The 24,558-nt window shown below is 70.0% G+C and carries 26 protein-coding genes and 2 pseudogenes; 15 read left to right on the top strand and 13 right to left on the bottom strand.

All coding sequences use genetic code 11. From position 1 onward, the window contains the following. Together ACFWWR_RS44605 and ACFWWR_RS44610 are read right to left on the bottom strand one after the other, a co-directional pair. Nucleotides 1–740, bottom strand: a 740-nt coding sequence (locus ACFWWR_RS44605; protein WP_384309986.1) for an SDR family oxidoreductase, incomplete at its 3' end; no start/stop codon positions are given. 73 nt (nt 741–813) lie between these two features. Continuing rightward, entirely contained in the window at nt 814–2,232 is a 1,419-nt protein-coding gene (locus tag ACFWWR_RS44610; RefSeq protein WP_384309989.1) for an aldehyde dehydrogenase family protein, read from the bottom strand. A 284-nt stretch (nt 2,233–2,516) separates the two neighbouring features. On the opposite strand from ACFWWR_RS44610, the gene ACFWWR_RS44615 reads away from it, so the two are divergent. Next, a complete protein-coding gene (locus ACFWWR_RS44615) occupies nt 2,517–3,206 on the top strand; it encodes a TetR family transcriptional regulator (RefSeq protein WP_384309991.1) in 690 nt (229 codons plus the stop codon). A gap of 400 nt (nt 3,207–3,606) precedes the next feature. On the opposite strand, the gene ACFWWR_RS44620 is transcribed toward ACFWWR_RS44615, so the two are convergent. Next, complete coding sequence (locus ACFWWR_RS44620; protein WP_384309994.1) at nt 3,607–4,260, bottom strand: TetR/AcrR family transcriptional regulator; 654 nt, start codon at nt 4,258–4,260, stop codon at nt 3,607–3,609. Nucleotides 4,261–4,392: 132 nt separating this feature from the next. Between ACFWWR_RS44620 and ACFWWR_RS44625 the strand changes: the two genes are divergently transcribed. From ACFWWR_RS44625 to ACFWWR_RS44645, 5 genes are all read left to right on the top strand, one after another. Further along, complete coding sequence (locus ACFWWR_RS44625) at nt 4,393–5,145, top strand: NADPH-dependent F420 reductase (RefSeq protein ID WP_384309998.1); 753 nt, start codon at nt 4,393–4,395, stop codon at nt 5,143–5,145. Nucleotides 5,146–5,870: 725 nt separating this feature from the next. Beyond that, entirely contained in the window at nt 5,871–7,055 is a 1,185-nt protein-coding gene (locus ACFWWR_RS44630; protein WP_384310000.1) for an alpha/beta hydrolase, read from the top strand. Between the two features lie 94 nt (nt 7,056–7,149). Further along, entirely contained in the window at nt 7,150–8,379 is a 1,230-nt protein-coding gene (locus ACFWWR_RS44635; protein WP_384310043.1) for an acyltransferase, read from the top strand. Nucleotides 8,380–9,056: 677 nt separating this feature from the next. Continuing rightward, entirely contained in the window at nt 9,057–9,737 is a 681-nt protein-coding gene (locus ACFWWR_RS44640; protein ID WP_384310002.1) for a response regulator, read from the top strand. A 221-nt stretch (nt 9,738–9,958) separates the two neighbouring features. Next, nucleotides 9,959–10,657: a class I SAM-dependent methyltransferase gene (locus ACFWWR_RS44645; RefSeq protein ID WP_384310005.1), complete on the top strand. Its 699-nt coding sequence runs from the start codon at nt 9,959–9,961 to the stop codon at nt 10,655–10,657. 540 nt (nt 10,658–11,197) lie between these two features. Here the strand turns inward: ACFWWR_RS44645 and ACFWWR_RS44650 are convergent. Further along, entirely contained in the window at nt 11,198–11,869 is a 672-nt protein-coding gene (locus ACFWWR_RS44650; protein ID WP_384310007.1) for an enoyl-CoA hydratase-related protein, read from the bottom strand. A gap of 255 nt (nt 11,870–12,124) precedes the next feature. Further along, nucleotides 12,125–12,358, bottom strand: a complete 234-nt coding sequence (locus tag ACFWWR_RS44655) for a hypothetical protein (protein ID WP_384310051.1) — start codon at nt 12,356–12,358, stop codon at nt 12,125–12,127. A gap of 129 nt (nt 12,359–12,487) precedes the next feature. Here ACFWWR_RS44655 and ACFWWR_RS44660 point away from each other — a divergent pair. Continuing rightward, a pseudogene (locus tag ACFWWR_RS44660) lies at nt 12,488–12,746 on the top strand (site-specific integrase); the annotation flags it as partial. A gap of 15 nt (nt 12,747–12,761) precedes the next feature. Here ACFWWR_RS44660 and ACFWWR_RS44665 read toward each other — a convergent pair. Further along, nucleotides 12,762–13,328: a rhodanese-like domain-containing protein gene (locus ACFWWR_RS44665; protein WP_384310010.1), complete on the bottom strand. Its 567-nt coding sequence runs from the start codon at nt 13,326–13,328 to the stop codon at nt 12,762–12,764. Between the two features lie 89 nt (nt 13,329–13,417). Here ACFWWR_RS44665 and ACFWWR_RS44670 point away from each other — a divergent pair, with 89 nt between their 5' ends. Then, on the top strand, nt 13,418–13,696 hold the full coding sequence (locus ACFWWR_RS44670) for a metal-sensitive transcriptional regulator (RefSeq protein WP_384310013.1): 279 nt from the start codon (nt 13,418–13,420) through the stop codon (nt 13,694–13,696). A 13-nt stretch (nt 13,697–13,709) separates the two neighbouring features. Here ACFWWR_RS44670 and ACFWWR_RS44675 read toward each other — a convergent pair whose 3' ends face one another. From ACFWWR_RS44675 to ACFWWR_RS44685, 3 genes are read right to left on the bottom strand one after another with little or no spacing between them, the layout of a single operon-like run. Continuing rightward, nucleotides 13,710–14,459, bottom strand: coding sequence for a sulfite exporter TauE/SafE family protein (locus ACFWWR_RS44675; protein ID WP_384310016.1), 750 nt, complete (start codon nt 14,457–14,459; stop codon nt 13,710–13,712). Beyond that, nucleotides 14,456–14,815, bottom strand: coding sequence for a rhodanese-like domain-containing protein (locus ACFWWR_RS44680; protein ID WP_384310019.1), 360 nt, complete (start codon nt 14,813–14,815; stop codon nt 14,456–14,458). The genes ACFWWR_RS44675 and ACFWWR_RS44680 overlap by 4 nt, the downstream gene beginning before the upstream one ends. A gap of 29 nt (nt 14,816–14,844) precedes the next feature. Further along, entirely contained in the window at nt 14,845–16,209 is a 1,365-nt protein-coding gene (locus ACFWWR_RS44685) for a rhodanese-like domain-containing protein (protein ID WP_384310021.1), read from the bottom strand. 296 nt (nt 16,210–16,505) lie between these two features. On the opposite strand from ACFWWR_RS44685, the gene ACFWWR_RS44690 reads away from it, so the two are divergent. Beyond that, nucleotides 16,506–16,838: a hypothetical protein gene (locus tag ACFWWR_RS44690; protein ID WP_384310045.1), complete on the top strand. Its 333-nt coding sequence runs from the start codon at nt 16,506–16,508 to the stop codon at nt 16,836–16,838. On the opposite strand, the gene ACFWWR_RS44695 is transcribed toward ACFWWR_RS44690, so the two are convergent. Together ACFWWR_RS44695 and ACFWWR_RS44700 are read right to left on the bottom strand one after the other, a co-directional pair. Continuing rightward, nucleotides 16,824–17,012, bottom strand: coding sequence for a hypothetical protein (locus ACFWWR_RS44695; RefSeq protein WP_384310023.1), 189 nt, complete (start codon nt 17,010–17,012; stop codon nt 16,824–16,826). The two genes, ACFWWR_RS44690 and ACFWWR_RS44695, sit on opposite strands and share 15 nt — an antisense overlap. A gap of 245 nt (nt 17,013–17,257) precedes the next feature. Continuing rightward, complete coding sequence (locus ACFWWR_RS44700; protein ID WP_384310026.1) at nt 17,258–17,434, bottom strand: hypothetical protein; 177 nt, start codon at nt 17,432–17,434, stop codon at nt 17,258–17,260. A 539-nt stretch (nt 17,435–17,973) separates the two neighbouring features. Here ACFWWR_RS44700 and ACFWWR_RS44705 point away from each other — a divergent pair. Next, nucleotides 17,974–18,909 (top strand): IS5 family transposase, encoded by a 936-nt coding sequence (locus ACFWWR_RS44705; protein ID WP_384310028.1) that lies wholly within the window; start codon nt 17,974–17,976, stop codon nt 18,907–18,909. On the opposite strand, the gene ACFWWR_RS44710 is transcribed toward ACFWWR_RS44705, so the two are convergent. Beyond that, entirely contained in the window at nt 18,824–19,324 is a 501-nt protein-coding gene (locus ACFWWR_RS44710) for a hypothetical protein (RefSeq protein ID WP_384310031.1), read from the bottom strand. The two genes, ACFWWR_RS44705 and ACFWWR_RS44710, sit on opposite strands and share 86 nt — an antisense overlap. A 529-nt stretch (nt 19,325–19,853) precedes the next feature. Here ACFWWR_RS44710 and ACFWWR_RS44715 point away from each other — a divergent pair. The 5 genes and pseudogenes from ACFWWR_RS44715 to ACFWWR_RS44735 all read left to right on the top strand — a co-directional run bounded on the left by ACFWWR_RS44715 (nt 19,854) and on the right by ACFWWR_RS44735 (nt 23,957). Then, nucleotides 19,854–21,068 (top strand): IS110 family transposase, encoded by a 1,215-nt coding sequence (locus ACFWWR_RS44715; RefSeq protein ID WP_384310034.1) that lies wholly within the window; start codon nt 19,854–19,856, stop codon nt 21,066–21,068. A gap of 650 nt (nt 21,069–21,718) precedes the next feature. Further along, the gene (locus ACFWWR_RS44720) at nt 21,719–22,615 is read left to right on the top strand and encodes an alpha/beta fold hydrolase (protein WP_384310037.1); all 897 of its coding nucleotides are present in this window, start codon (nt 21,719–21,721) and stop codon (nt 22,613–22,615) included. Nucleotides 22,616–22,892: 277 nt separating this feature from the next. Further along, nucleotides 22,893–23,033: pseudogene (locus ACFWWR_RS44725) on the top strand (alpha/beta hydrolase); the annotation flags it as partial. Nucleotides 23,034–23,188: 155 nt separating this feature from the next. Continuing rightward, nucleotides 23,189–23,578, top strand: a complete 390-nt coding sequence (locus tag ACFWWR_RS44730) for a hypothetical protein (RefSeq protein ID WP_384310053.1) — start codon at nt 23,189–23,191, stop codon at nt 23,576–23,578. A gap of 76 nt (nt 23,579–23,654) precedes the next feature. After that, nucleotides 23,655–23,957, top strand: coding sequence for a glycoside hydrolase family 3 C-terminal domain-containing protein (locus tag ACFWWR_RS44735; protein WP_384310048.1), 303 nt, complete (start codon nt 23,655–23,657; stop codon nt 23,955–23,957). 11 nt (nt 23,958–23,968) lie between these two features. Here the strand turns inward: ACFWWR_RS44735 and ACFWWR_RS44740 are convergent. Next, nucleotides 23,969–24,558 (bottom strand): SDR family oxidoreductase (locus ACFWWR_RS44740; protein ID WP_384310040.1); only part of this gene is annotated, 590 nt, incomplete at its 5' end.

Raw genomic sequence — 24,558 nt, forward strand, 5'->3', positions numbered from 1 at the left:
TCGGTGGGGAGGATGAAGAGGTCCGCGATGTTGACGTGCTCGGGGGCCTGGGCGGCGAACAGGACCGCGTTGGCGAGTTCCGAGGGGTCGATGAGGGTCACCTGGGCCGTGGCGTCGTTGACGGCCTGGCGGACGGCGGGGTCGCTGGTGGTGTCGGCGAGTTCGGTGGCGATCCGGCTGGGCTGGATGGAGGTGACGCGGATGTTGTGCTTCTTGCCGACCTCCATGCGCAGGCCCTCGGTGAACGCGTTCACCGCGAACTTGGTGGCGGAGTAGACGGTGAAGCCGGGGCCGAAGACCTTGCGTCCGGCGATCGAGCCCACGTTGATGATGTGGCCTGAGTGCTGCTCGATCATCTGCGGGAGGACGGCGGCGGTGGTGTTGAGGACGCCCTTGATGTTGACGTCGACCATGCGGTCCCACTCGTCGGTCTTGAACTCGTCGATGTTCGAGATGGGCATCAGGCCGGCGTTGTTGAAGAGGATGTCGACCGTGCCGTAGCTGTCGATCAGCTTCCGGACACCTGCGTTGACCGATGCCGCGTCCGCGACATCCATCTCCAGGGCGAGGGCCTGGCCGCCCTTCTCCTCGATCTGGGACTTCAGCGCCTGGAGGCGGTCGGCGCGGCGGGCGGCGATGCCGACCTTGACACCGGCTTCGGCCAGGGCGAGTGCGGTGGCTGCCCCGATGCCGCTGGAGGCTCCGGTGATGAGCGCGACCTTGTTGCGGATGTCAGTCATGACGTGGTGCTTCCTTCTTGCTTGTGGGGTGTGTGGGTGAGGAGCGGGGTCCGCCTGGTGCGGCCGCGTGCTGTCAGGCGGAGAAGACGGTCTTGGCCTCGAGGTAGGCGTTCATGCCGTGGACGCCGAACTCGCGTCCGAAGCCGGACATCTTGAAGCCGCCGAACGGGCTGGTGGGGTCGTCGAAGAACTGGTTGACCATGACGCGGCCGGCCCGGATCTGGTCGGCGACCTTGCGGGCCCGCTCCAGGTCTTCGCCGTAGACGTAGCCGTGCAGGCCGTAGGCCGTGTCGTTGGCGATGGCCACGGCTTCCTCGTCGTCGCGGTAGGTGATGACCGACAGGACGGGGCCGAAGATCTCTTCCTGGGCGATGGTCATGTCGTTGGTGACGTTGACGAAGACGGTGGGCTTGACGTAGTTGCCCGCCTCGAAGCCCTCGGGCTTGCCCTCACCGCCGACGAGGACCTCCGCGCCCTCCTCGATGCCCTTGCGGATGTAGCTCTGCACCCGCTCGTAGTGGCTCTTGGACACCATGGGCTGGACGGTGGTCTCCGGGTCGTTCGGGTCGCCGAGCTTCAGCGCCTCCACCCCGGCCTTGAGGACGGCCTTGGCCTCCTCCAGCCGGCTTTCGGGAACGAGGATGCGGGTTCCGGCGATGCACGCCTGGCCGGTGTTGAGGAAGCCGGCGAACAGGGCGAACTGGACTGCCTTGGTCATGTCGGCGTCGTCGAGGATGACCGTCGGCGACTTGCCGCCGAGCTCCAGGGTGACCCGCTTCATGGTCTCGGTGGCGTCGCGGTTGATCTGCTTGCCGACTGGGGTCGAGCCGGTGAAGGAGATCTTCTGCACCAGCGGGCTGCGAGTGATGGTGTTGCCGAGACTCGAGCCGGGGCCGTTGACGACGTTGATGACACCGGCCGGGAGGCCGGCCTTGTCGAAGCAGTCCATCAGGACCCGGCTCTGCAGGGTGCTCAGCTGGCTGGGCTTGATGACCACGGTGGACCCGGCCGCGAGGGCGGAGGCGAGCTTCTCGGCGATGAACCAGGGGCTGCCGTTCCACGGAGTGAGCAGTCCGGCGACGCCGACCGGCACCTTGGTGATGGTGGCGTTGCCGTTCTTCTCCTCGAAGTTCTCCGGCTTGAGCAGGTCCTGGGCCAGCACCATGAAGTCGCGGGCCTGCTGGTTGAACATGCCGGCGAACCCGACGGGGGCGCCGTACTCGGCCACCGTGATGGCGATCAGGTCGTCCATGCGCTCGTCGATCGCGTCCGCGACTCGCTGCAGATACACCTTGCGCTCTTCGAGGGACGTCTTCGACCAGGCGGGGAAGGCCGCGTGGGCGGCGGCGATGGCGCGCTCGGCGTCGACCTCATCACCCAGGACGGTACGGCCGATGAATTCACCCGTCGCCGGGTTGTGGACGTCGATGGTCTCCCGGCCGTGGGAGTCGACGAACTGTCCGTTGATGAAGTGCTGGTCGGCGATCTTCATGAGGGGGCTCCTGGGTGTTTCGAAGAGAAATGCAGAGCGCCGGCGCTTTCCGGTGCTGAGCGGTCCCTGGGGGGATTGATCCGGCAGGTCGCCTGGATTCCTGTGACGTCGTAGGCCCCGGTTGAGGGGGCGACTGCGGCGCTGAGAAGAACGTAACGCAAGCCCATTGCGTTGTCAACGCAAGTCGATTGCGTTAGATGTCGGCAGCACACCGCCAGGGCCTGCGGCCCGGCGGCGGCGATGGGGCCGCCCTAACGCATCCGGCTTGCGTTATCATTCCGGGTATGAGTTCCGATGCCGCCTTCCAGCGCGCCTACTCCGCTGAACACAAGGCACAGCGGGCCCACGACCTCGCCGACGCCGCCCGCACGCTCGCCGCACGGGACGGAGTACGCGCGGTCACGCTCGCCTCCATCGCCCAGCACGCGGGCGTCCACGCCTCGGCCGTACGCAGGTACTACGCCTCGCGCGAGGAGATCCTGCTGCTCCTCGCCCAGGAGGGCTACGAGGACTGGTCCGAGGCGGCCGTCGCGCGCCTGGCTCAGTACGACAGCCTGTCCCCGGCCGATGTGGCCCGCACGCTGGTCGACACCCTCGGCGAGCGCCCGCTGTTCTGCGACCTGCTCACCCACGTCACGCTCAGCCTCGAACACGAGTCGGGCTACGAACGCGTCCGCGCCTTCAAGGCCGCGGCCAGCCGCGCCCTCAACATCGTCAGTGACACGATCGCCGCTCGCAGTGCCCTGGAGCGCATCGTCGCCGAGGAACTGGTCATCGCGGCCCTCGCTCTGGCCGGCCCTCTGTGGCAGGCCAGCCATCCCGCGGAGAACGTGCAACGTCTGTACCGGGAAGAGCCGGAACTGGCCCACGTCGCCATCGACTTCGAGCACACCCTTGCCCGCTTGGTCGCTGCCCTCGGTGGCGGTCTCATCAGTGACCAGCGCGCCCAGGAGGACGCGGAACAGCGGGCGTGAACGCGCGATCGCCGCGAGCCGGGCGGACGGCTCGCGGCGATCGCCTGGTGAGCTCGTAGCCGTGCAGGTCGCCGTGGCGGGCGTGAACGGGGGGCGCTCCGCTGGCGCGCTCCGGATGGTGCACCCATGGCGGCGGTGCGCGTGCCGGTGGAGCCCCCGTCCGCCATGGGTGTCTCCCCGCTGTCGGCCAGGCGACCCGGGGCAACCGAATCACCGCCAATGCGCCGGTCCCCGGAGCGTTCTGGATGCTGCACAGCCCCGCCATCGGCCGACTGGGTGCCGCTGACCCGGGCGCCGCCGGGCGAGAGCCCGCAGGAGCCGGGTTCGTCGGTGTCGGCGGCAGGCCCTCAGGGGCCTGTCGTCCGTGCGCCGATGACCTTCCGTCGCGTACTGGTCGGCCCTACCGGACCGTCGGCAGCAAGGGGCCCTGGAAGAGTGCCGGGGGGAGAGGCTGAGTGCCGGTGGCGCGCATGCCGTCGAAGGTGAGGTGCAGGTAGCGTCGCCAGGCCGAGGGATCGGCAGCCAGCAGCGGTACGGCGGTGTAGTACACGCCGCAGATGAGCAGCATCACGTCCTGTCCGTTCATGTCCGCACGGAGTGAGCCGTCGCGTCGTGCCCGCCGCGCCAGTGACTCCGCGGTTGCGATCAGCTGCTCCCATCCGGCCTGAATCTCCGGGTGCCGAAGATCCGGCACCGTACGCAGCGCCTCGACGAACGCGCGGTTGCTTACGTACAGATCGACGCCCGCGCTCATGAACTGCAGCAGGGCGGCGTCGGCGTCGGTTTGCTCGGCCTGCCGGCGGCCCTCTGCCACCAGCCCGTCGATCACCTCGCCGATGATCGCGGCCAGCAGGTCCTCCTTGGTGGGGAAGTGCCGGAAGACGGTTCCCTTGCCGATCCCCGCCCGTGTCGCGATCTGAGCGACGGACCCTTCCGTGCCGTGCTCGGCGAACACCTCCGCGGCCGCCTTCAACAGCGCCTTGCGTGTCCGCACCGCATCAGCTCTCATCCGCCGCGCAGGCGACGCCGTACCGGCTTCTTCTTCAGTGCTCATGGTTCCACTCTACGCAACATGACCGCACGGTCCGGTTAGCTGGTACGGTGGCTAACGTGACCGCCCGGTCCGGTTGTGGTTAGTGATCGTGGACGGTCCGGCATTCCCCATCCCTTTTGGAGACAGAGCGCCATGAACAAGACCCTCGGCCTCATCGGCAGCGGCAACATCAACAGCGCCGTGGCCCGTCTTGCGGTCGCCGCCGGCCTGGACGTCGTCCTGAGCAACTCCCGCGGCCCCGAGACCCTCGCCGATCTCGTCGCCGAACTCGGCGAGCACGCACGGGCCGCCACGCCCGCCGAGGCCGCTGAGGCCGGGGACCTGGTGGTGGTGTCCATCCCGCTGGGCGCCTACGAGAAGATCCCGGCAGGGCCGCTGGCGGGCAAGACCGTGATCGACACGATGAACTACTACCCGGAGCGCGACGGCCGTATCGCCGAGTTGGATGCGAACGAGCCGACCTCCAGCGAGCTGGTGCAGCGCCACCTGGCCGACTCCCGTGTGGTCAAGGCGGCCAACAATGTCGTCTTCAGTCAGTTGTTCAGCCTTGCCCGACCCTCGGGCGCTCCGGACCGCAGCGCCGTGCCGGTCGCCGGCGACGACGTGGCCGCCAAGGCGGAGGCCGTTCGCTTGCTCGACGCCCTCGGCTACGACGCGGTGGACATCGGCACGCTCGCCGACAGCTGGCGCAGCGAACCCGGCACGCCCGTCTACTGCAAGCCGTACCTCGGGGAGCGGCCCGCGGGGATGGGCTGGCCGGAGACGCAGGAATGGCTGTACCAGAGCCCGGGCGCTCCGGTGTCCGCCGACCGTGTGAGGGAACTGACCGCCGCGGCGGTCCGGGGTCCCGCAGGTGGCGGCTTCGGGCCCGACGCCTGGACCTGAGCGGACAGCAGCGCGGGCAGGAAAGGCGGAACCGGTCCCGCTGCCTGAGTGCCTGCTTGCAATCCTCGAAGAGAGAGACCCGCCAAGGCTCCCGGCGTAAACGCCGGGAGCCTTGGCCGGGGGGATTCAGCGACCGCTGCCGACGTCAATGGGCACTGTGCATCGTGAAGTTACAGGGTGCGTGATGTCCGGGATGTTCGTGCTGGTCGCGGGCGGATGACTACGGCGAAGATCGTCGGTCACCGGGAGACTTCGCGGTTCGTCAGGACCAGCAGAGCCCTCACCAGGGCGGTCGCCCACTTCGGGTCGGTGCGTACCTTGCCGAGGACGCGCAAGTTCTTTCAGGTGGGCGACCTGCGGAACGGGACCCTGGCCGCCCGCTTGGGAGTCCTCCCCCAACGTCTTCTCCGAGAACCTCGACGGCACCGCATGAATCAGTCTTCTCTCCCCGGCCCGGCGTTCACTCAGCTCCGGCCCTTCCCGCCGCGCGGTCGTGCCGACCGAACGACCGGCTCCTCCATCCCGGGCCCAGCCCGTCCGTCCCTGTCACAGGGCGTTGTGAGTAATGCCTCGGCGGTCGTCCTGCCTGGGCGGTAGGCCACCCCCTACCCAGGTGTCACGCGAGAGTTGGCTCCCTGGTGTGACGCCCACCCGCGCACCGTCTCCCTACCTTCCCGCCGTGCCGGTCGCCGCAGATGCGGCCGACGGAAGCAGGGAGACACACCATGCGGCGCTTCAAGCGCACCCTGGCCGCCTGCGCGCTCGTCCTCGCGGCGGCCGCGGGGACGGTGGGCTGGGTCTGGGGTGATGTGCAGACCGCGGTCACCGGCCCGCCGCCCGGTACTGCCGCGTGGCGCGCCGAGCACGTTCTCGGCAGGCAGCTGCCCGACCCGGCGTCGGCCTCACCGTCGCAGATCGCGAGGTTCTTCGCCGGGCTGACGGACGATCGGCGTGAGCTGCTGGCCAGGCGTCATCCGCTCGTCGTGGGCAACCTCGACGGTGCGCCGACCGGCCTGCGCTACGCCGCCAACAGCCGGGCGATCAGTGTCGAACGCGATCGTGAGCTGACCCTCGCCGCCGACCGGGCAGTATCCGCCGGTGACCGGCAGCGGGCGCGGGCCCGGGCCGCGACCTACGACGGGCTCCTGGCGCCGGGTCGCCGGATCCTCGCCTTCGACCCGCGGGGCCGCGGACAGGTGGCCGAGGTGTACGGAGATCTGCGGACCGCCCGGCGGATCGCGGTCGTCGTACCGGGCTCGGACACCGATCTGGGCTCGTACGGCACCCTGGCCCGGATGGCGCGGGATCTGCGCGCCGAAATGGTCCGGCAGTCACCCGGGGCGCACCCTGCGGTGATCGCGTGGGCGGGCTACACCACCCCGGTCGGCGTCGGGTACGACGCCGCCACGGGTCGCCTCGCGGAGAAGGGGGCGCCCCGGCTCGTCCGGTTCCTCGATGGCCTGGCGGCCACGACCCGTCCCGAGGCCCCGCCCGCCGTGTTCTGCCACAGCTACGGCTCGGTCCTGTGCGGAGCGGCTGCCCACCGGCTGACCGGACGACAGGCGTCGGACCTCGTGGTCGTGGCCTCTCCCGGCATGCGGACCGACCACGCCGCCCAGCTGCGCCTCGGGACGCGGCTGTGGGCGACCGCCCGCGACGCGACCGACTGGATCAGACGCGTCCCCGGCATCGAGCTGTTCGGCATCGGCCACGGCACCGACCCCACCGACCCCGCCTTCGGTGCCCGCGTCGTGTCCTCCGACCGGGCCGAGGGACACACCGGCTACTTCGCACCCGGCACCGCCTCGCTGCGCAACTTCGCCGACATCGCCCTCGGCCGCTACCAGGCCGTCAGCTGCACCCACCCCGCCTCGGCCACCACGAAGGACTGCCGTCATGACCTTGTCTGAACTGCCCGCACCGGCCGCTCCCAGCAGGAATCCCGTGCCCGCAACCGTCCCGGCGGCGCCGGACCTGCCCGCTCCGTCCGCCCCGGTCCGCCCCATGGAGGGCCTTCGCCGCAAGGTACGAGCCACTGCCGCCCACGTCGACGCGCGCACCCCCGCGCACCGCGACCGTGCCGTGGACGGGCTGCGGGCCCTCGCCCTGCTCGCGGTGCCCGTCGGCCACTGGCTGCTCGGCGGCCTGTCCCGCGACCCCGGCGGCGCCCTGCACAACGCCAGCCCGCTCACCTCCTTCGGCTTCCTCGCCCCGGCGAGCTGGGTCCTGCAGATGCTCGGCATCTTCTTCCTGGTCGGCGGCTACTCCTCTGCCCTGTCGCTGCACCGTGCGGGCGGGCGTGGCATGTCGGCGGGCGCCTGGCTGCGGGGACGGCTGGCCCGGCTCGGCCGCCCGGTCCTCGGCGTCGCGGCGGTATGGGCGGTGCTCCTGCCGGTGCTGTACGCGGCCGGAGTGCCGGGCACGACGCTGCGCACCGCAGTGGTGCTGGTCGTCCAGCCTTTGTGGTTCGTCGGCATCTACCTACTGGTGACCGCCCTGACGCCCTGGTGCATGCGCGCCGCTCGCGCGTTCGGCGGGTGGACAGCCGTACCGCTGCTCGGCTCGGTCGCCGTCGTGGACCTCCTGCGCTACGGGCCTTGGGCGCATTCCATGCCCTCCTGGCTGGGCCTGCTCAACCTCGGCCCGGGCTGGCTGTTCGCCTACCAACTGGGCGTCTGCTGGGGCGAGGGACGGCTCGGCAGACCGGGCGCACGGCTGATGCTGCTCGGCGGCGGTGCCCTGTTCGCCGTGCTGCTCCTCGTCTTCCACTACCCCGCCAGCATGGTCGGCGTGCCCGGAACGGCCCGCACCAACTCCCATCCTCCGTCCCTGCTCGTGCTCGCCCTGGCTTGCGTTCAGTGCGGTGCGGCCATCCTGCTGCGGGACCGGCTCGACGCGCTGCTGCGGCGACGGCGGGCGCTGTGGGCGGCGGTCGTGGCCGTCAACCTCTCCGCGATGACGATCTTCTGCTGGCACCAGACGGCCCTGCTCACGCTGGCGATACCCGGCTCCCTCCTCGACCTCCCCGTCCCCGGCCTCACCACAGCCCCGGACACCGCCGTCTGGCTCCTCGCCCGGATCGCCTGGCTGCCGCTCATCGCCGTCACGCTGCTCGGCATCGGCCGCCTCACCCACCGCTTCGAAACGCCCTGGACCGGCATCGGAGGACCCCGCCGCGCGACGGTCGCCGTGCTGACCGCGGCCTTCGCGAGCTACGTCCTGGCAGTCCTCTGACCAGCCCGTGCAAGACGCCCGCCCCCTGGTGCCCCAGCTCGGCCATAGCCCGGTGGGGCCCATGCATGCGAAGGCCCCGATCCCCTGGCGACGTGGACGACCGGCGCCCAGTGGCATGTCCGCATGCCACGCCCCGCCACGACGACCGTCCGCATCGCATACTCGCCCTGGCTGCGCGCCCACGACGCCTGCCTCACCCGGGACGGCGGAGTCCACCCGGCTGACGGCGACGGCGCCGGGCGAGTACCGGATCAGCTCGGAATACGGTCGTTCACCGCGGACGGGGTGCTGACCTTCCCCCAAGGCGGGGCGCTTCACCGTCAGTGGCCTGGGCGGCGCCAACCGCCACAACGAATCTCGCCGCGGCCAGGTACGGCGCCGCGATCGACACGGCGCGTTCGCGAGCGATCGGCACCGCCGTCCCTCGGTGTGACCGAACCGGCTCGGAACACTCCGCGACGCCTGCCTCATCCGCCGTTCGGCCGAGGCCCCGCCCGTCCGGGCCTGTTGCATATGGCCGTTCGACCGAGGCAGCGGTACCTGCCGCGCCGGGAGAGTGGAGCCCAGTTTCCGCCCCGCTCACGGCAGTACGGCGATGTCGCTGCAGCCACCTTTCTGCGCTGCCAAGTGGCCGGACCGCCGGGGCTCGTCAGGTGACTGGAAGAGGAGAGATGAGCATGACTATCCGAGTGGTCGTCGTGGACGACCAGGACATGGTGCGTTCGGGGCTCGCCGGGCTGTTGTCCGCGCAGAGCGACATCGATGTTGTGGGCGAGGCGCCCAACGGGAGGCTCGGCGTCGAGGTCAGTCGCAGCACGCACCCTGACGTGGTGCTGATGGACGTACGGATGCCGGAGATGGACGGGCTGGAGGCGGCACGGCGGCTGCTCGATCCGCCGCCCGGTGTGGTGCACCGCCCAAAGGTGCTCATGTTGACGACTTTCGACCTCGACGACTACGTCTACGAGGCCCTGCAGGCCGGGGTCAGTGGTTTCCTGCTCAAGGCAGCGCCGGTGGCCGAACTGGTCCAGGCGGTACGGGTGATCGCCTCCGGTGACGCGCTGCTCGCCCCGTCCGTGACCCGTCGGCTCATCGAGGACGTCTCCCGGCGCCGCCCGCCTCTCCGCCGCGACGCCCGCCTGCGGATGAACGGTCTCACACCTCGGGAGAGGGACGTTCTGCTGCTGGTCGCGCGGGGACTGTCGAACACGGAGATCGCCGCGAATCTGGTGGTGGCCGAGCAGACCGTCAAGACCCACATGACCCGGTTGCTCTCCAAGCTCGGTGCTCGTGACAGAACCCAACTCGTTGTCATGGCCTACGAGTCGGGATTGGTCGCTCCGGGATCGTCCGCCTGATCCCCGCCCGGTGCGGCATCACAGACGGGCACGCCCGGTGTCGTCGTCACGGCACGGGCCGCCGACCCGGGCACCGGCACACCCCGGACGCGGGGCTCCGGTATGTCATACCCAGGTGTGACAGCGGACTTGGCACCTGGGTGTGACGCGCCGCTCCGTCCTCGCGCTTTAGCGTCACCGCGCCCTGACCAACCAGGATCGGATTCGCACGGAGCGCGCGCATGCACCAGCCCATCGACGTCGACCACATCATCCGGCTCTACCGCACCTTCACCGACGACCTCGAACGGGTCCGCGAGAAGCAGCGGAAACTGCTCGCGCCGCCGACCTCGCTGAAGGCCCAGCTCGACGACATCGAAGCGGAGATCACCTACCTCCTGCTACGCGAGGCCCGCCCGGAGACGGTGGTCGAGATCGGCACCTTCCACGGCTGGTCCACCACCTGGATCCTCCAGGCCCTGAGGGACAACGGCACCGGCCACCTGTACTCGTACGACATCGTGGACCACGTCGCGCGCAACGTCCCGGAGCAGCTCTCCGCCGGCCGCTGGACCTTCACGCAAGGGGATGCGCGGGAGAACCTGGAGAAGATCCCCGACACCGCGGACTTCCTCTTCATCGACGCGGCCCACTCGGCGCGCTTCGCCCGCTGGTACATCCAGCACCTGCTGCCGCGCATGCGGCCGGGCATACCGGTGTGCGTCCACGACGTCTTCCACGGCCGCAGGCCGCTGCCGTTCACCGAGGGCGCGGTCGTCCTGCGCTGGCTCGCCGACCGGGAGAACGCCTACTTCACCGCCTCCCGGGCCCACGCACCGGAGATCCACCAACGCCTGAACGACGTCAAACGGACCCTCACGCTGGGCCACCCTGTCCGGGACAGCAGGGACAACCCCATGATCTTCTTCACGCTGCGCTGAGAGCGTCCGGTTCGCGCGGCCGCCGCAGCATGGTTCCGGCGCCGCGACGGCCGGTCAGCCTGGGGCCGCGCCACACCTACCAGGTGCCGTTGGCCTTGCCCCTGTGTAGCGCCTGCTAGGACGCCTGCCTTGTGAAGATCGACATTCCCGAGCTGCTGGGGACAGCAGGTGGAGACAGACCGGAGCCCGGTGGGTGGCACGAGGTGGGTGCCACCCACCGGGCAGGGTTCGCCGTCAGACGGTTTGGGGCTGGAACTGCTGGTGGGTTCCTGTGCCTCAGGGCCACTGGATGAGGCGGGGCCGTTGGCGGTGGAGGCATTCGCGAGGCCCAGGCACTGCGCAGTGTGGCCGCATCCACGTCCGCGGTGGCCGAGTGATACAGCGGAGGCTGCGTCCCTGTCGCCCTCACCGGGCCCGCACCTCGTCCACGGCGGAAGACGGTGCCGTTGCCTTCCAGGGCCCGTTGGGCAGGGCGACCTGGCCCTGCCCAACGGGCCGTCGTTGATCTCGGCGATCGCCTCGGCGGTGGCGGATGCGGCGTCAGCCCATGGGATTGGTCGTGTCGCGCAGGGTGGCGAGGACGGGTACGTACATGCGGGTCTTGATGGTGCCGAGCGTGTCGCCCGCCTTCGTGGCGTGATTCTGCGCGATCCGTATGGCGGTCGTCCGTACGGCGTCCTCGTCTACGGCATGGTCGACGATGGCGGCGACCACGGCGTCGTGGCCGCCGTAGCGGCGGGCGGTGGTCATGGCCGCGTGCGCGGTCTGCGGCGTCAGGCGGGACTGGATGAGGGCGGACATGCCGGGCGTGAAGGGGATGTTGATGTCGGCCTCGGGCAGGCACCAGAAGCCGCGGTCTGCGCGCATCACCCGGAAGTCGTGGGCCAGGGAGAGCATCGCTCCGGCGGCGAAGGTGTGCCCCTGCAGTGCGGCCACGGTGACCACCGGCAGGGACAGCAGTCGCGCGAAGAGCGCGTGCGCCGAGATCACGTAGTCGTGAAGCTGGTCCGCGTTGGCGAACAGCCACTCCAGGTCGAGGCCGTTGGAGTAGAACTTGCCCGTCGCGGCGGTCACCAGGGCGCGCGGCCCGTCCGCCTTCTCCACCTCGTCCAGTGCGGCGTCGACGGCTGCGATCCAGTCGGGGTGGAAGCGATTCTCGCTGTCTCCGAGGTCGAGGATGAAGACATCGTCCTGGCGGTCGAGTTGGGGCATGGTGGCTTCCTCGGTCGGAGCGGTCACGGGCGGGCGTCGTGACAGGGGTTGGTTCGGTTCCGTAAGGCGTGTACTGGGAGGTCGTGGATCTCGGTGGCGGCGTCGTCCAGGGGGCCGGCGCTGTGTTCGATCCGTCACATGGTTACCGCGCCCTCGACGGCGGAAGGGGCGAGTTGCGGGCGTCGTCGTTGGTCTCTCCACGGCCTCAGACACGATCAGGCAGGTGGACCGGAACTCGCACTCCAGGGGCGGGTCTCATCGCAGCGCGAAGAACGAGTCGATCGCCTCGGTTATGTCGTCGGCCCTCGTCGCGGTGTCTATCAGGCTTGCGGTGTTGTTGACGACCGGCGCGACCGCCTCGTCGATCAACTGGGCGCGTCGGCCCGGGAAGCGGTGGTGGACAGACCCCCGCTGGGCACTGCCGTGCGTGATGATCTGGTCGGCGCTCGTCGTGTCGGGCGCGGTACAAACGCGGCAGGGCGGCGGCACTGCGGTCGAGCCGTTCGCGGCTGTCCCTCTTGCGCGGGCTCACACTGCCACTGGCCTTTCTCGGGCATACGCTGCCGCTACCGACGGGTAACTTGCAGTGCTTACCGTATAACACGGGGATGTCAGGGCGTCGTCTGGGACGCCGGCGGCGCCCCGACTGCTGCCTCGGCTGCTCAAGGGCCGCACCCGTAGCCCGGTCTTCGTCACCCACCGCCGCCCGGGCCGGGAAAGGTCTTCAGCCCCCGCGACGTGTGCCCGGGCGCCGGGCCGGCCCGACTGTCGCACGGGCAGCTGCGTGCCCTGTCGGGGCGAGTGCCCTGCCGTGCGCGGGCCCGGCGCGGGCTGGGACCAGCGCGAGTACGGTCTCACTCCTGCTGGCGCCGGGGGTGGTCGTCGGTAGGTGTTACCGGCTGAGTGCGTCGAGGGTGGCGTTGAGGTCGGTGGTGCGGGGCTGGTTGTGGGGGAGTTTGGCGAGCAGTGCGGCCATGCCGCAGGTGTTGGTGGCGGCAGAGAAGACCAGGCCGCCTCCAATGGCGGCGGACAGCCAGCGGGCGGGCCGGTAGCGGGTGCCGAGCGCGAGGCCGGCGACGACGAGGGAGCCGGCGGCAAGACGGACCTGGCGTTCCATGGGCCAGGTGGCCTTGGCGGTCCTGTCGCGATCGACCCGGTGCCCCTGGGCGGTCCAGGCGGTGGTGCCGCCGGTGAGGGTGGTGGCGGGGATGTCGGCGGCGGTGAGCTGTTCGCAGGCGGTGGCGGATCGGTTGCCGGAGGCGCAGACCATGAGCAGCTCGCTGCGGGTGGCTGCCGTCTTGAGGGCGGGCAGAGCGGTCGCGAGGTGATCGAGGGGGATGTTGTGGGCGCCGGGCACGTGGCCTGCGGCGTATTCGCCGGGGGTGCGTACGTCGATGATGGTGTAGGTACTCAGGCGCTCGGCGGCCTGGGCGGGGTGGATGGCGGTGGTGGTGCTCATGTGCGTGGGATTCCTTTCGTGTTCCGTCCGGGCCGTGGGCGTCCCGAACGGACTAGAATACCCTAGGGGGTATATATGAAGGAGGAAGTGTGGAGCTGGAGATGGCGGCCGATGAGCTCAAGAGCGTGCTCAACCGGCTGCGGCGTGCGCAGGGGCAGATCGCGGGCATTATCAAGATGATCGAGGACGGCCGGGACTGCGAGGACGTGATCACGCAGCTCGCGGCGGTCTCCCGGGCGCTGGACCGGGCCGGGTTCGCGATCATCGCGACGGGGCTGCAGCACTGCATGGCCGAGGGCGGGCAGGCGGCCGGTGACCGGGACCAGATGCGCGCCCGCTTGGAGAAACTGTTCCTCTCCCTTGCCTGAGCTGCGGGCCACGTCATGTCACGGAGTCAGCGAGCATGAAGGCGGCCACGGCCAGCAGGACCACCGCGAAAATGCGCTGCAGCCGAGGTCCGGAGACCTTGGCGCCGAGGCGTTTGCCGTCCCAGGCGCCCAGGATCGCGGCCCCGATGAACGGGCCGATCACCGCCCAGTCGAGCGAGACCGCGGCGCCGGAGCGGGTGGCTAGAGAGGCCAGCGAGTTGGCCGTGATGACCAGCAGACTGGTGCCGACGGCGGCCTGCATCTCGAAGGCCAGCACGGTGACCAGCGCGGGGACGGCGAGGAATCCGCCGCCCACGCCCAGCAGCCCGGTCAGCGCTCCCAGCCCCGCCCCGGTGCCTGCAGCCTTGTCCGGCCGCACCACACCGCCTGTGGCGCCAGCCGCGTCAGCGGGTCGGAGCATCTTGACCGCGGCGAGCGCGGCGATGGCCGCGAAGGAGATGGTGAGGGCGGCCTGGGGCAGCCGCGCGGCAACGGCCCCGGCGAGAGCCGCCGGGAGAATGCCGGCGGCGGCGAACGCCGCTCCGGCCTTCCACCGCACGTGCCCGGCCTGGGCGTGGCCGTACAGGGCGGTCAGAGAGGTGGCGGTGACGATGATCAGGCTTGCGGTGGTGGCCGCCGCAGGGGTGAAGCCGAGCAGGTAGATCAGCGCGGGCACCGCCAGGACGCTGCCGCCGCCGCCGAGTGCGCCGAGCGCCAGGCCGACCACGGCCCCCGCGATCAGGGCCAGGATCAGAGGACTCACGTTATCCGGCCGCCCTGACCGCGCTCGTCCACGACCGGCAGCCCGGCCTTTGCCCAGGCCGTCATGCCGCCGGTGACGTCGACGGCGTCGATGCCGCGCGAGGCCAGGAGCTTGGCGGCCTGCTGCGAGCGGTGACCGGAGCGGCAGATCGCCACCACCGGCCGGCCCTGCGTGTCCGACGGCAGGGCGGCGTCGGCCAGCAGCCGTGTCAGCGGCAGATGTACGGCGCCGGGCGCGTGCCCGGCCTTCCACTCCGGCACCTCGCGGACATCGAGCAGTACTGCGGCGGAGTCGCCGGTGCGGGTGCGGGCCTGCTCGGGGGTCAGGCGGCCAGGCCTGCGACGGAAAAGAAACATGATGTGCTCTCGCTTGAGTGGACGTGTGATCAGGGACGGACGACGGCCAGGTCCGCATCGACGGCGGCGTCGAAGCCGTCATCGACGGCGACCACGTCCCGTCCGGCGGCCTTCAGGAGCGAGGCGGCGATCGCCGCGCGCATCCCGCCCGCGCAGTGCACCCACACGGTGCCGGACGGCACCTCGCCGATCCGGCCGTGCAGCTCGTGGATCGGGATGTGCACCGAGCCGTCGACAAAGCCGTTCGCGCGCTCGGAATCCCGGCGCACATCCAGCACCACCACCGGCTCCCCGTGCTCACCTGCTCGGGCGAGGTCGACGAAGCGGGCGCGGGGGAAGGAGGCGAGTTGCTCGCCGTCGCGGACCCAAGCGGCCGGGGCGCCGGTGGCGGCGGCGGCCGGGCGGTCGATGCCGACCCGTGCCAGCTCCCGCTGCGCCTCGGCGATCTGCGCGGGGGTGTCGGCGAGCAGGGTGACGGGCTTACCCCACGGGATCAGCCAGGCCAGGTAGGTGGCGAGCTTGCCCTCGCCCTCGAAGTTGAACGACCCGGCCACATGTCCTTCGGCGAATGCGACCCGGCTGCGCAGGTCCACCACCCACTCTCCCGTAGCCAGCCGCTTCGCGATCTGCGCGGCATCGGCGGGCTCGGGCGGGGTCAGGTCTATGGGGGCGGGACCGGCGGCGTTGGCGGGGCCCATGTGCGCGTAGTACGCGGGCACGTCCTCCAGCCCGGCCAGCATCCGCTCCAAGAAGGTGTCCACGTCCAGGGTGAGCGCGTCGTTGGTGGCGCGCTCCTTGCCGATCGTGGTCGCATCCCCCTCGGCCTGGGAGGAGGAGCAGAAGCTGCCGAACCCGTGCGTGGGCAGCACCGGCACCGCGTCGTCCAGCTCGGCCGCCAGGCGGTGGGCGGAGGCGTGCTGGGCCCGGGCCAACTGCTCGGTCAGCCGCGGCTCGACCAGATCGGGGCGGCCCACGGTGCCGATCAGCAGCGATCCGCCGGTAAACACCGCCACACCGCGCCCGTCCTCTTCCAGGACGTAGGAGGTGTGGTGCGGGGTGTGGCCAGGGGTGGCGATCGCGCGCAGTACCAGGTGCTCGTCCAGGCCGACGGTGTCGCCGTCCGCAACGGAGGTGCGGGCGTAGGACACGTTCGCCGAGGCCGGCACCAGGTAGTCGGCGCCGGTGACGCGGGCCAGCTCCAGGCCGCCAGTGACGTAGTCGTTGTGCACGTGGGTCTCCGCCACGTACGCGATGCGCACCCCGCGCCTCGCGGCAGTGGCGATCACCTGGTCGATGTCGCGCGGTGGGTCGATGACGACCGCGCCGCGGGCGCCTCCGGCCAGGTAGCTGCGGTTGCCCAGACCCTCGAACTCCAGGGTGTCGACGAAGAACACGGCTGCGGCTCCTTCACAAGGGCGATGTACCCCCGGGGGTATTTGGTACTCCACTCTAACAGGGATACCTGGGGGGGTATTCCTGGGATTCGGGAGGCCCCTTGTCCGGCATTGCGTCCACTGCGGCGGGCGCCCGGCGGGTACCAAGGAACCGGGTCTATCGCACCACCGAAGGAGCGGCGCACCGTGTTCTGCAACCGCACCGTCCGCCTGGCCACCACCGACTTCGACGCCGTCGTCAGCAGGGTCGCCAGGCCCTGGCCGACCAGGGTTTCGGCATCCTCGCCGCGATCGACGTGACGATCACCTTGACGGCCGAACTCGGTCACGGCACTGGGGGCTACCTGATACTGGGCGCCTGCAACCCGACCCTGGTCCACCGGGCGCTGGAAGCCGACCGCCCCATTCCCGCGGTAAGAGGGCCAGCGCCGGCTTCTGCTCTGCCGGCCACACCGCCATGGCACCCGACACCTTCTGAAAGCGCACGCTGTCTCGATGACGTCGCAGGTCGCTGGCAGCCATCTGGGCGAAGCCGAGCAACTCCCAGGCGGTCAGATGCTGTGCCCCAGGTGCGGGTCCTCGGTGATCTCCGCCACGCGGTGGATGCCCTGTCGCTAGGAGACCCGTAGCGCGGTCGAGCGCGTCACCGTCTCGTTGGGCCCCACGCGGGCCAGTTCGGGCTGGAGGCCGGCGCCGTGGCTGTCGGCGACTGCGGCGGGGTAGCGCAGGATGTTCGGCGGGATGGTCGCCGAGGTACTACGGCTGGTTCTCGGACGGGGCGTCGCAACATGGTCGTGCGGCATGGCGTTCCCACTGCCCGGCGTGAATTGTGGTGCACTCGTTTCTTTACCCCTGGCGTGCGCCACCGAGCAGTGCTCCAGAGGCCCACGCCAGGCTTGACGGTGAGCAGTCGACGGACCACGGGAACCACGTCCCGGGACACCCCTCGTGGTGCTTGGCCGTGATCACCGCCAGGCACGCCCATGACGGCGGAGCGATCAAGGTCGGCTCCTCCTGCTACTACTGGTTCGGCGAGGGGTTCCGGAAGTCACCGTGCCGTCGCCCTTGGGGCCCTGTTGAGCAGGTAGTTGCCGACTCCCTGCTCGTCGATCACGGTGACGCCATGTGAGCCGCCGTGCTGCGCCCGGACCGCTTTCACCAGCCGTTGGAACGTGCACCGTGACGGCAGCGGCACGGTGTCACTGCCGTAGAGCGTGTCCAGCATGCGACCGACGAATCGCCGAGGTTCGTCGGCTGACGCGGTGTGCCCCCGCCGGGTGTCGTCCGACATGAGCGTCAACAGCATCTCCAGTACGCGTGGGTCCTGGTGGGCCCCTGGAGTACGCTTTCGCACCGCCCGTCCGTCGACCAGCCCGTCAATCCCCTGAGCCTGGTACCGCTGACGACGGCGCCGAACGGTGCGCGCTGACGCCCCGGGCACCCCCGCTGTCCTGAGTTCGGCGGCCTTGGCCGCTACCCTCTCGCTCAGCGAGCGGAGCCCTGGATCGTAGCCGGCGCGGGGCACGGCATCAGAGGCGGAACCGGACGGAAGACCGCTGATCACCTTCGTGATGTGCCGTTCCCACCACCTGGCTTGAGAGGGCTTCTCGAAACCGAGTGTGGGGTTGGGGGTTCCGTACGGGTGTGCTGTTCAGGTGATTGTGGCCGCGCGGGGGCATGAAGACAGGGCCTCTCGGTAGCACAGAGGGTGTCTACGCCACTGCTCACCGGGAGGCCCTGTTGCCGCAGTTGTATCGGTCTGCTGTGAAACAGTCCATTCCGGACACCCGGACGTGCGACTGCTTCGCCCACATGTACGGCAACGCCGCGGACAATCCGGCCGGCGAACACTGCTATCCGACCGACATAAGGGACGCGGAGTGGGATGCGGTCCGCCAAATGATCCCGAAGCCCGCGTGGGCCGAGGGCCGGGGCGGCCGCCCGGAGGAGTACTGCCACCGGGACATACTCGACGCGATCCGGTACGTGGTGGACAACGGCGTGAAGTGGCCTGCGCTGCCTGTCAATTATCCGCCGTGGAAGGCGGTGCACCGGTTCTTCACCCGGTGGCGGAAACAGGGGCTGACCGGCGAGTTCCACGACCGGCTCCGCGCCGCGACCCGCGAAGCGGAGGGCCGGGATGTGGAGCCGACGGCGGGGGCGATCGACTCGCAGTCCGCGAAAGGCACGTCCACGGTCGCGGCCACGACCAGCGGCTATGACGGCGGGAAGAAAATCAAAGGGCGCAAGCGGCACATCGTGGTGGACACCCTCGGCCTGATCCTGGTGGTCATGGTCACCCCCGCCTCGACGGGGGACCGGGAAGCTGCCCAGGACCTCCTCTTTCAGGCCGCACGGCGGCATCACCGGCTCAGGCGGGTGTGGGCGGACAGCGGATACACCGGCATGCTGGTGGGCTGGTGCGCGACTGCTTTGAACCTGATGCTGACCGTCATCCGCCGCAGCGACGGCCAGACAGGCTTCGTCGTGCTGCCCAAACGGTGGATCGTCGAGCGGACCTTCGCCTGGCTCACCCGTTCCCGGCGCCTCGCCCGCGACTACGAGCGGCTGCTTGCGTCGTCGGAGGCGATGATCCTGTGGTCGATGACCATGGTCATGACCCGCCGTCTCGGCCCTCGCCGCAAGCGAACCGGCCCGGTGCCGGCTCGTGCGCCCATCCCCGCGCAACGAGTCGCTTGAGCTTGCACCGCACGCCCTCGGTTTTCGCAGGAACCACCTCCAGCCCCAACAAGGCAGTGATCTCACGGCAGTTCAGTGGCTGACCGCCGGTCGCGCGGCGTTCGGCCAGCAGACCCACAACCTGCTGATATTCCGGTGCCAGCACCTCGACCGACAGCCCCTCCCGCCATACCGGGACCAGCGACCCGGGCTTCACCGCCGACGGCGTCCTGGCCTTGTTGCCCTCCGGCATCTTCCCCGCCACAGCCTCCTGGCCTGCGGCTTCACCTGTCTCCCACACCTCGCCGACCCGCCTGCGGGCGATCAGCCACTCGTCCCACTCCGACTGCGCCGCCTCCAGCTCGGCCTGCAACTCCTCCACCCGCTTCCGGGCCGCACGTTCCCGCTCCTCCAGCCGCCCCAGCACCGACGCCATCACACACCTCCAGCACGCCACCTCAACGGACGCACCGGACCTACCTCCCCCACCCCGGCACCATGCCTGAGCAGCACAAACTCAGCCACCACACTCGGTTTCGAGAAGCCCTCTGAGCGAAGACCTCGTCAGATGCCGGCACGACCCCGATCGAAGGCACACGAGAGCCACGCTCCACAACCTCGAAGTCCGCGGACAGCACCAGTTCCGCAACCGTGGGACTGACCATGCTCGCCCAGCGGATCCGCCAGTTGGACAGCCCCGTTACCTTTTCCGTGGCCCTGCAATGGGGCGCCTGGCCTCCGGGTCCGGTATGGCTGTGTGCCCCCTGTCGAAGTTCATGACCTGGGGGGTGTTGCCGCCGGGCTTCGGGGCACCGCTTGACCGCTGATGAGGGGCCTGACGACCGCCTGGTCCGGCGCAATGCCGGGCCGCTTCACGGGTGGCATGTCTGCGTAACGTGGTTGCCGGCGTGTGGTGCCGCAGGGACGGCCGGGAGTTGAGGAGACGAGTGGCGAGGGGCGCGCGCATGGTCGACACGACCACGATAGATCTCTTCCTCGGCCTGGACCTGGGCAAGGAGTTCCACCACGCCCACGGCCGGACCCAGGACGGCAGAACGGTGCACGACAAGCGGCTGCCCAACACAGAGCCGAGACTGCTGGAGCTGTTCACCAGGCTGGTGGCGAAGTTCGGCGCCGTTCTGGTGATCGTGGACCAGGTCGCCAACATCGGCGCGCTGCCGCTGACGGTGGCCCGCGCGGCGGGCTGCCGGGTGGCCTACCTGCCCGGGCTGTCGATGCGGCGGGCCGCCGACCTGCACCCGGGCGAGGCCAAGACCGATGCCCGCGACGCGTTCGTGATCGCCGAGACCGCCCGCACCATGCCGCACACCCTGCGCGCGGTGGACCGCGACGACGAGATGCTGGCCGAGCTGACCATGCTCACCGGCTACGACAACGACCTGGCCGGCGAGGTCAATCGCGCCACCAACCGACTGCGTGGCCTGCTCTCCCAGATCCATCCCTCTCTCGAGCGCGTGCTCGGCCCGCGCCTGGCCTACCCCTATGTCCAGGCCCTCCTCCAACGGCACGGCTCCCCGGCGAGACTGAGGAAACTGGGCCGGGCTCGGTGCGAGGCCCTGCTCAAGGCGCACGGCTCACGCAAGGCCCACCACCTCACCACCGAGATCTTCGAGGCGCTCGCCGAGCAGACTCTCGTCGTTCCCGGCACCGAGGCATCCGCGCTGATCGTGCCCGGCCTGGCCGCCCAGCTCGCCGCCGCCCACACCCAGCGCCGGGCCACTGAGCAGGAGATCGCCGCCCTGCTGGAGGCCCTCCCTCTTTTCCACCTCCTGACGTCTCTGCCCGGCATGGGCGTCAGGACCACGGCCGCCGTGATCGTCGCGATCGGTGACGGCACCGGCTTCCCCACCGCCGGACACCTCGCCTCCTACGCCGGACTCGCTCCGGCCACGAAGTCCTCGGGCACATCGATCCGCGGCGAGCACGCACCCCACCGCGGCAACCGGCTCCTCAAACGAGCCCTGTTCCAGGCTGCGTTCGCCGCGATCGGCTGCAAAGCCGACCCGTCCTCCCGGATCTACTACGACCGTCAGCGGGCCCGCGGCAAGACCCACACCCAGGCGATCCTCCGCCTCGCCCGGCAACGCGTGAACGTCATCCACGCGATGATCCGCAACGGCGCCCTCTACGAACCCCGCGCCCTCGACCTCGCCGCCTGACATTCCCACCACCCCTGCCTCTTCCGGACCGCCGCACCCGGCACCAGCACGGCAGGCCCCACCGCACCGGCCATCGGGCTGCCCGCACCGCACCCAGACCACCGGGGTCGTCCCGCTTCGCGGGACGACCCCGAAAACCATCACGAACCCCTACGGACCACCCACACCACGGTTGACGAAACAGATAGGGGCACCCCCCCTGCGAAGCCGGCCACCACCCAAGCGCGGTCCTCGAACCGCACCTGGTCCCCCAGACCCAGACGAGGGGGCCACGACACATCCATCGGCCTTCCTCGCGCGGTGACGTACGACGGTGGCTCGCCCACCACCCTGTGCCTACCTTGCCCGTGAAACTAAAAAGAATTAAGCAATATGGCGAAAGAGCGCCGAGAGCGCCGAGAGCGCCAGGAACAGGACGGATACGGATCGCGCCTCCGAACTCGAGGTCTGGGATGAGGAAGACGCACCGCGAGCATGGTTCAGTGGCCGCGCAACCGGCGTATGACCGCCACGACCTCGGCCGTTCGGCCGAGGGGCGCGCTGGATCTGTGGCCGTTCAGCCGAGGCGTCGCTGATGCGGGCGGTCCGAGAGTAGGGAGGGCACCTCCGCCCTCCCCTCCGTTCCGGTTCGCCCGAGAAGGACGCTTTCCATGACCCGTACCACCCGCGTAGTTGGTCTGGCCTCCGCAGGCATGCTCGCCGCGCTCTGCATCGCCGACGCCCAGGGTGCGACCGCGCCCACTGCTCGGACGGCCGAGGACCACTCCTCGCGTCTCGCCCGGTACTACGACCAGCGCCCGGCATGGCGCCGGTGTGAGAACTCCTCCGACACTCCCGCCTCCTACCAGTGCGCCACCATCAGCGTCCCGGTCGACTACGCGCACCCCGAAGGCCGGACCCTGCGGCTGCGGATATCCCGCAGCCGCACCAGCGCCCCCGCCAAGCGGCACGGCGTCCTGCTGTCCAACCCCGACGGGCCGGGAAACCCGGCCCTGGGACTCCCCCTGCAACTCAAGGACGCGCTGCCAAAGGGCGTCCTTCAGCGCTACGACCTGATCGGCTTCGACCCGCGCGGCCTGGCCACCAGCAGCCCGCTGCGCTGCGGTCTGACGCAGGACGAGGTGGCCCTGAACTCGAGTCAGCCGTACCGGGCCGCAACTTTCGCTCACACCGCTCTCGCCCGTGACATCGCCGCCAAGTGCACGGCCCGGAGCGGAAGCCAACTGCTCCCGTACATCAACACACGTAACACCGCACGAGACATGGATGTCATCCGAGGAGTGCTGGGCGAGAAGGAACTCTCCTACGTCGGCTGGTCCTACGGAAGTTATCTCGGCGCCGTCTACACTCAACTCTTCCCGCGACACAGCGACCGCATCGTCCTCGACAGTGCCGTCGACCCGAACCGCTTCGGCAGGGCCACGACTCTGGCCATGGCCGCCGGGGCCGAGCCCGCGTTCGAGGACTGGAGCCGGCTGATCGCCCGTCGCGACCTCACCTACCACCTCGGCAACAGTCCGGCGAAGGTCCGCGCCGCCTTCTGGTAGCTCATCGCCCGCGCCGACCGGACGCCGCTCCTGTACCGGGGCGACGACCTCGAATACCAGGGACAGGCGGTCAATGGCGCCGACATTCGTTCCTGGCTGCGTCCGCTCTTCTCCGCCGAGCCCTATCAGGCCGCCCGCGAGATCGTGACTCTCCGTACATCCCGTACCACCAACCACACCACCCGCCCGGACACCGGCGCCGCGGGCTCGGCGGACGACAACAGCGTCGCTCTCAACTGGGCCATCAGGTGCGGTGACAACTCGGCGTCCTGGCCCAATGATCCGGCGCGCTATCAGCGTGACGTTCGCCGCGAACATCACCCCGTGCGCCTTCTGGCCCCGCGGCTCGGAACCGGCCACCCACATCGACAACACGGTCGGCGCCCTCGTCGTACAGAACCAGTGGGACCCCCAGACCCCGCTGCCCGGCGGCCGTGCCATGCACCGCGCCCTGCACGGCTCGCGCCTGGTTTACCTGCTGCGCGAGGGCCGTCCGGAGACGGTGGTCGAGATCGGCACCTTCCATGGCTGGCAACGGCACCGGCCATCTGCACTCGCACGGCATCGTCGATCATGTCGCGCGCAACGTCCCGGAGCCGCTCTCCGCAGGCCACAGGACCTTCATTCGTACGGTCGTGCCGGCTGCCGGAGTCCCGCGTCGACGCGTCCGTCGCCCGTCTGCTTACGGAGAAGTTCCGCCTGGGGCTCTTCGACGAGCGCCGCTACGTCGATGCCGACGTGGCCGAGGAGGTCGTGGGCCGCGCCGACTTCCGTGCCGCCGGAGCGGCCACCCAGCGCCGCTCCATCACCGTGCTCAAGGACGGTCCCGTGGGCGGTGAGCCAGTGGTGCCGCTCACCGGTCGCGGTCGCCTGTACGTCCGTAACCTCGATCCCGCGGTGGCCGCCGATTACGCCGACAGCACCCGCGCTCCCCGTGACGCGATCTGGCGGTGCTGCGTCTGAACACCCCGTACGAACCCCGCACCGAAGCGTTCGAGTCCTTCTTCCACGCCGGGCGCCTCGATTTCCCGAGGAGGAGTTGAAGGAGATCCTGGTGCTCTGCGACACGGTCCCCACGGTGGTCGCCGTCCACCTGGAGCGACCGGCGGTGATCTGGGACATCGCTGAACGCTCCGCCGCGCTCCTCGCCACCTACGGGGCAGGCGACGAGGCCCTTCTGGACGGGCTGTTCGGCCGTGCCCGCGCCTGCGGCCGACTGCCCTTCCAACTGCCGCGCTCCATGGAGGAGGTACGCCGAAGCCGACCGGACGTCCCGCAGGAGGGCGGTGACCCGCTCTACCTCTTTGGGTACGGACTCGGTCGGCAGTCGGTGCGCGGTTGACGTTCGGAGGGTTACACCTGCTCGGTGGGCAGGATGAACAGCTCAGCCAGGTTGACGTGCTCGGGTGCCTGGATCGCGAAGAGGATGGCGTCGGCGATCTCGGAGGGCTCGACGGGCCGCAGCTGGGCCTGGGAGGCGTGCAGCATCTCCCGCACGGCCGGGTCGCTGGTGCTCTCGGCGAGTTCGGTCGCCACCACGCCCGGCTGGATGGAGGTGACGCGGATGTTGTGCTTCTTGCCGACCTCCATGCGCAGGCCCTCGGAGAAGGCGGTGACGGCGAACTTGGTGGCGGAGTAGACGGTGAAGCCGGGGCCGAAGACCTTGCGTCCGGCGATGGAGGAGGTGTTGAAGATGTGGCCGGAGTGCTGCTCGATCATGTGGGGGAGCGCGGCGGCGGTGGCGTTGAGGACGCCCTTGATGTTGACGTCGACCATGCGGTCCCACTCGTCGGTCTTGAACTCGTCGATGTTGGAGACGGGCATCAGGCCGGCGTTGTTGAGGAGGAAGTCGAGCGAGCCGTAGGCGTCGACCAGCTTGCGGACACCGGCGTTGACGGAGTCCGCGTCGGCGACGTCCATCTCCAGGACGAGGGCCTGGCCGC

Origin of the sequence: Streptomyces sp. NPDC058678, from assembly GCF_042714835.1 — a bacterium.
Taxonomy (GTDB): domain Bacteria; phylum Actinomycetota; class Actinomycetes; order Streptomycetales; family Streptomycetaceae; genus Streptomyces.